The organism is Chitinophaga sp. (assembly GCF_036566945.1).
Classification (GTDB): Bacteria; Bacteroidota; Bacteroidia; order Chitinophagales; family Chitinophagaceae; genus Chitinophaga.
Map to the genome: position 1 here is coordinate 1 of NZ_DATCVJ010000342.1, position 6,352 is coordinate 6,352.

At 47.9% G+C, this 6,352-nt stretch carries 6 protein-coding genes; all 6 read left to right on the forward strand.

All coding sequences use genetic code 11. The features are described 5' to 3' along the window. The coding region (locus tag VIP81_RS10145; protein WP_331959380.1) for a RagB/SusD family nutrient uptake outer membrane protein at window positions 1-1,076 on the forward strand (1,076 nt) is incomplete at its 5' end. A gap of 100 nt (window positions 1,077-1,176) precedes the next feature. After that, window positions 1,177-2,226 (forward strand): glycoside hydrolase family 130 protein, encoded by a 1,050-nt coding sequence (locus VIP81_RS10150; protein ID WP_331959383.1) that lies wholly within the window; start codon window positions 1,177-1,179, stop codon window positions 2,224-2,226. A 5-nt stretch (window positions 2,227-2,231) separates the two neighbouring features. After that, a complete protein-coding gene (locus VIP81_RS10155) occupies window positions 2,232-3,494 on the forward strand; it encodes an MFS transporter (RefSeq protein ID WP_331959386.1) in 1,263 nt (420 codons plus the stop codon). 11 nt (window positions 3,495-3,505) lie between these two features. Continuing rightward, complete coding sequence (locus VIP81_RS10160; RefSeq protein WP_331959389.1) at window positions 3,506-5,212, forward strand: hypothetical protein; 1,707 nt, start codon at window positions 3,506-3,508, stop codon at window positions 5,210-5,212. 211 nt (window positions 5,213-5,423) lie between these two features. Then, the gene (locus VIP81_RS10165; RefSeq protein ID WP_331959393.1) at window positions 5,424-5,888 is read left to right on the forward strand and encodes a carboxymuconolactone decarboxylase family protein; all 465 of its coding nucleotides are present in this window, start codon (window positions 5,424-5,426) and stop codon (window positions 5,886-5,888) included. A 58-nt stretch (window positions 5,889-5,946) separates the two neighbouring features. Continuing rightward, window positions 5,947-6,282 carry a YciI family protein gene (locus tag VIP81_RS10170; RefSeq protein WP_331959396.1) on the forward strand — a complete coding sequence of 112 codons (336 nt, stop codon included), beginning with the start codon at window positions 5,947-5,949 and terminating at the stop codon, window positions 6,280-6,282. Window positions 6,283-6,352 lie beyond the last annotated feature (70 nt).

Sequence of the window (6,352 nt, forward strand, 5' to 3'; positions counted from 1 at the left end):
TGCTGAAACGCATGAAAGGAGAAGCTTATTTCCTGCGCGCCTTCTACTACTTCCGGTTAGTGGTCAACTTTGGAGATATCCCCTTGATGATCCCAGAAAAAAATCTGACAGACAATACCGTACGTACACCGGTGGCGCAGGTATATGAGCAAATAGAAAGTGACCTGACACAAGCCATGAGTATGCTGCCTGCCAGCTATGATGCGGACAATTATCAGCGGGCCACTACCGGCGCTGCACATGCGCTGCTGGCCAAGACATACCTGTACCGGCAGCGTTGGCAGGATTGTTTGAACCAGATAGCTGAGGTAGAAAAAGGCAGCTATGCATTGCTGGATAAATTTGAAGATAATTTTAACGGTGTTGGAGAGAAGGCAGGTGAAATCATTTTTGCGGCGCGTCATGATGCCGGCAAAACACCTTCTCAAGGATCTGTGCTGAATGCGGTATTTGCACCACAGGGCAAAGGCTGGGGGTTTGAAATCCCTACGAAAGACCTGGCAGATGCCTTTGAAGCAGGCGATCCGCGCCGCGCTGCCACCATTTTCCAGGCAGGCGACAAATACCTCGATGGTACCAACTATGATCCGGCCTGGTCACCGGTAACCGGCTATAATGTGCGCAAATTTATGAGTAATGTAAACCCGATCGATGATGGTGGTACCGACTTTATATACATCCGTCTCGGTGAGGTAGTGTTGTGGAAAGCAGAATGTCATGCTAACCTTGGTGCATTAGCCGATGCACGCACCGACCTCGAAAGAATCCGGGCACGGGCACGCAAGTACGCTGCTAATCCTGCTACTGCATTGCCTCCTGTAACAACAGATAATAAAGCAGCACTTCTTGCAGCCATTCAACATGAAAGAAGAGTAGAGCTGGCCCTGGAAGGACATCGTTATTATGACCTGGTACGATGGAATCTGGCGCAAATGGTGCTGGTGAAAGCTGCAGACGCCGACCCGTTAAAAGGCTATAAAGATTATGGCAATGGCTGGCAGCCACTCAATAAGCTGCTGCCTATTCCGCAGCGCGAAGCCGATCTGTTGAAGTTACCACAGAACACAGGATATTAAAATACACCCAGCAAAGCATTCATACGGAACCCTGCCTGTTGTTTCACAAGGCGCAGTAAGCGCCTTATGAAACAACAGTAACATCATTAAGCCATTTAACATGAAACCAGTCATTGCCAACCGTTTTGTCGAAAATCCATTGCTAAGGCCGGCAGATGTGCGGCCGAGCAGGCCGGGCCTGGAAGTAGCCTGCTTACTGAACCCGGGTGTTTTCGAATTTGACAATAAGATATGGCTCATTATCCGTGTAGCGGAAAGGCCAAAGCAACAGCCCGATTTTATTTCTTTTCCGATTCTGCGAATTGGTGGTATTGAAATTATGGAGATCGCCATCAATGATCCGCATCTGAACGCCACCGACGCGCGGATACTGCGTTACAAGGGTAACGATTACCTGACAACGTTATCGCACCTACGGCTTTTTTGCAGCGATGATGGTATTCATTTCCGGGAAGCGGAAGGCTATCCGCAACTGCATGGAGAAGGACCACTGGAGACATTTGGCCTGGAAGACTGCCGGGTAACAAAAATAGCAGACCTCTATTATCTCACCTTCACTGCGGTATCGCCCAATGGTGTAGGCGTGGGCATGCGCACCACGCGCGACTGGAAAATTTTCTCGGATCAGGGTATGATCATCCCGCCGCATAATAAGGACTGCGCGCTGTTTGATGAAAAAATAAACGGTCTTTACTATGCCCTGCACCGGCCCAGCAGCGTGGACCTGGGCGGCAACTACATCTGGCTGGCACAATCGCCGGACGGGGTGCACTGGGGCAAACATCGGTGCCTCATTAAAACGCGGGCAGGGCATTGGGACAGCGCACGGGTGGGTGCAGGCGCGGCGCCGGTTAAAACAAAGGAAGGATGGCTGGAAATTTACCATGGCGCCAATGAAAAACATGAATACGGATTAGGGGCACTGCTGCTGGATTTGCACGACCCTTCTATTGTGCTGGCGCGTAGCGATGCGCCTATTATGTTCCCGGAAGCACCTTATGAACTCACCGGCTTTTTTGGGCAGGTAGTTTTTACCAACGGGCATATCGTGAAAGGTGATGAACTCACCGTCTATTATGGCGCAGCTGATGAAGTGGTATGCGCCGCCCGGTTTTCCATCGGGGAAATACTTTCATCCTTAAAACGGTAAAACTTATGTTCAGCAAGCTTTCTGCAGAAATAAAACATTTCAACCAGCAGCCGCATGATTTCCGCATCCTCGTACTCACCAATATGATTTATGCGTTGGTGTTGCCCGTGATAGACATTTTTGTAGCGGCCTATGTGATGCGTAACTCCAATGACCCTACGAAAGTAGTCATCTATCAGCTTACCATTTATACGGGGATACCACTTACTTTTTTAATCAACGGATTTTTGTTGAACCGGTTCAGTATTAAAACATTGTATTCCGCTGGTATGTTGCTGAGTGGTGTATCCATGATTGTGATGATGTCGTTGAAAACACTGGACCTCACCGGCATTGGTATAGCGGGCATTATTATGGGCATGTCTTTCGGTTTTTACTGGGCCAACCGCGACTACCTTGCGTTATCCATCACCAATGATCAGAACCGCAATTATTACTACGGCCTGGAAACATTTTTTTATACCATCATTGCCGTTGTTATTCCTATTTGTATCGGCTGGTTTATAGAATCCGGTGGTGAAATGAATGTGAATAACGCCTATCGTATCATCACGGGGCTGGTATTTGTGATTACTGTTTTTGCCTCCATAGTTTGTTTCCGTGGCCATTTCCGTAATCCGGATCAGAAAACATTTATCTACCTGCGTTTTCATCCGTACTGGCGGAAGTTATTGATGCTGGCCTCTTTGAAGGGACTGGCACAAGGCTATCTTGTTACCGCTCCCGCTATGCTGATTATGTTACTGCTGGGAAAAGAAGGAGCATTAGGTACGGCACAATCGGTAGGCGCTATCATGGCGGCGGTGCTGATGTATATTATTGGCAGGGCTGCAAAGCCGGAACACCGGTTGCTTATTTTTGCCGGTGGCCTGGTATGTTTTGCCCTGGCGGCTATTTTCAACGGCGCCTTTTACAATGCCACAGGGGTGGTCATCTTTATGCTGTTTTTGCTGGTAGCAAAACCATTGCTCGATATGGCTTATTTTCCTATTCAGTTTAGTGTGATTGACATTCTTTCTAAAAAAGAAAAACGCAATGAATATGCTTATATTTTGAATCATGAAGTAGGACTGTATGCCGGCCGTTTCCTCGGCGCAGGTACTTTTATTTTCCTGGCCTATTATTTCTCCACCGAGGTGGCGTTGCGTTATGCCATCATCATTATTGCCGTGCTACAACTCCTTTCCATTGTGGTAGGTAAAAGTATTATCAAAGAAGGAAAGGCGCTGATAAAAGAAACGAAAGAAAAAACATCTGTAGTGATATAAATTGTATGAGCATGGTAAAATTGATAACAACGGGATTAGTATGCTGCCTGATATGGATGGCCTGTAAAATGCCCGCGCCACAGCCGGTGGTGCAACAACACCTGACTCGCCTGGACTCCATGGCCGATGTGCCACAGCCCTTACAAATTATAGACTGGTATGCCCTGGCCCGGCAGTTCGACAGTACCGCCTACAACTTCAATACGACAGGGCCTCACTGGCCGTTGGTATGGTGGGACAGCAGCCGTCATAATTTTGATCAGCCTGTTGTGGGGCTGTATACCGCCATGGATGATCAGCGGCAGGGACCTGCGCATCATAAAGGGATCTTTCACGAGGCACTGGCTACTATGGGCGCCACACTCGGTGCCACCCTGGTAGGGGTAGATAAAAGTCGGCAACAGGGATTGAACTATGTGGCTATGGTAAAAAATTATTTCAACCGGGAAACGGGATGGGATATTATGATGAATAATACCTGTCCGGAGGTAGCACAGCTGGGTGGCGGCTATGGCCGGGACTGGTGGTATGATGTATATCCCAATGTGCTTTTTTACGGCATCTATGATCATTATCCGGCCACACCGGATTTTGATACACTGGCGCATCAGATCGCTGAAAAGTTCTGTACCGCGGATTCGGTGCTGAATGGCAATTATGATCATTCCTTTTTTAATTATGCACAGCTGCTGCCAAAAGACAACCAGATCTGTAAACAACAGGATGCCGCTGCGGGGCATGCCTACGTGTTGTATGCCGCCTATCGTAAATTCGGCGATCTGCGATATTTGCAACATGCCGTGCAGGCCCTCCAAACACTGGAGCGGCAGCCGCATAATACCAACTATGAGGTACTAATGCCATTTGGGGCTTATATGGCAGCAAGACTGAATGCTGAACAAGGCAAACAATTCAACGTGCAAAAATTCCTGGAATGGAGTTTTAACGGAGATCCTGAATGCCGGCTTGGTTGGGGCGTGCTGGCAGGCAACTGGAACGGTATTGACATATCCGGCATTGTTGGCAGCACCACCGACAGAGGGGGCTACGGCTTCCTCATGAACACCTTTGACGCCGCGTGGCCGTTGGTACCATTGGTACGCTACGACCCGTCCTATGCGGCGGCTATTGGCAAATGGATGCTGAATGCCGCCAATGCGGCGAGGTTTTTCTACACGCAATATATGCCCGATGATCATGAAACCATCCCGGAAAAAGCCGCCATCACCAAAGGCGTGATTGGCTATGAAGGCATTATTCATACCTCTTCTTACCCGGAATATGCGCAACTGAAAGCACCGGTAGCACAAGGAGATGGACCACAGTGGGCCAAAGGAAACCCCGATGTATCACAGTTCAGCGTGTATGGCAGCGGGCATGTGGGCATCTTTGGCAGTATTATCCGTACGACCACCGTACCCGGTATATTACAACTGAATTTACTGGCCACTGACTTTTTCAGAGATAAGGCGTATCCTTCCTATCTCTACTATAACCCCTATGCAGTAGAAAAAACGGTCATTGTTTCGGTAGGAAATACGCCGGTAGATATTTATGACACGGTTAGCAAACGCTTTATAGCGCGACAGGTGAAGCAGCAATATGACCTGGTGATGCCGGGTAAAAGTCCTGCAGTGCTGGTGTTCACCCCGGCTGGCGGTAAAGTGAGCAGATCCGGCAACCGGCTGCTGGTGAATGACGTGGTTGTTTCTTATTAGCGGAAAGCAGAAGGCAAAAAGCAAAAAGCTATTGTAGCGGAGATAAACATATATATGTTCTCCGCTACAATAGCTTTTTGCTTTTTGCTTTTTGCTTTCTGCTTTCCTCCAGGGCTTGTTTTAAAAAATTTTTTCGGGAGATGTCCAATTTCGGTAAGCTCACGCATTATTCAGGTATAAACACAAATATTCACCTATAAATAAAAGCATCATGGAACAGAGAATTAACTATTACGAAAAAGGACAGGGCGCGTTTAAAGCATTATCAGGTCTGGGGGCCTATCTCGCCAAATCTATTATCGAAAAACCATTGTTGGACCTGATTTATTTCCGGGTATCACAAATCAATGGTTGTGCTTATTGTCTGGATATGCATTCCAAAGATCTCCGGGCTATCGGTGAAACAGAGCAGCGGCTTTATATGTTAAATGCATGGCGGGATTCACCTGTTTACACGGCTCGTGAACGTGCAGCATTTGCCTTTGCGGAAGCCGTTACCAAAGCACATGTACCAGATGAGGTGTATGCCAGCAGCCGCCAGGAATTTTCCGACGACGAGCTGATAGACCTGACCATAGCGACTATTGCGATTAATAGTTATAACCGTTTGAATGCTACATTTCTCCCGGTAGCAGGTGGTTACAAACCGGGTATGTTTGCCGAAAAAGCAAATTAATGTTACGCTACATTCATCAAATTCGTACATTCATTTACCTATTAAAATAAAATACGCCATGAAAGAATTCATGTTAATATTTCGTCAACCCAGTTTTGACTACAGCCACGCTACGCCGGAAGAAATGCAGGCGCTTTCCAAAAAGTGGGCCGACTGGGCCGGAGGTATCGCAGCGCAGGGAAAAATCGTGGAAACCGGCAAGCGACTGGACCTCAACGGCAAAGTACTAAAAGCAGGTGGCGTGGTCACCGATGGTCCGTTTGTTGAAATCAGGGAACGCCTCGGCAGCTTCCTCATTCTGAAAGCAGACAGCCTGGAAGAGGCCACCACACTGGCACACGGCTGTCCTGCACTGGACGCCAATGGCAGTGTGGAAATCAGGGCTATCTTATAATTTATCAATATCATCACACAAAGCCACTCTTTCACCAGGGTGGTTTTGTTATTGTATATGGAAAAGGAAC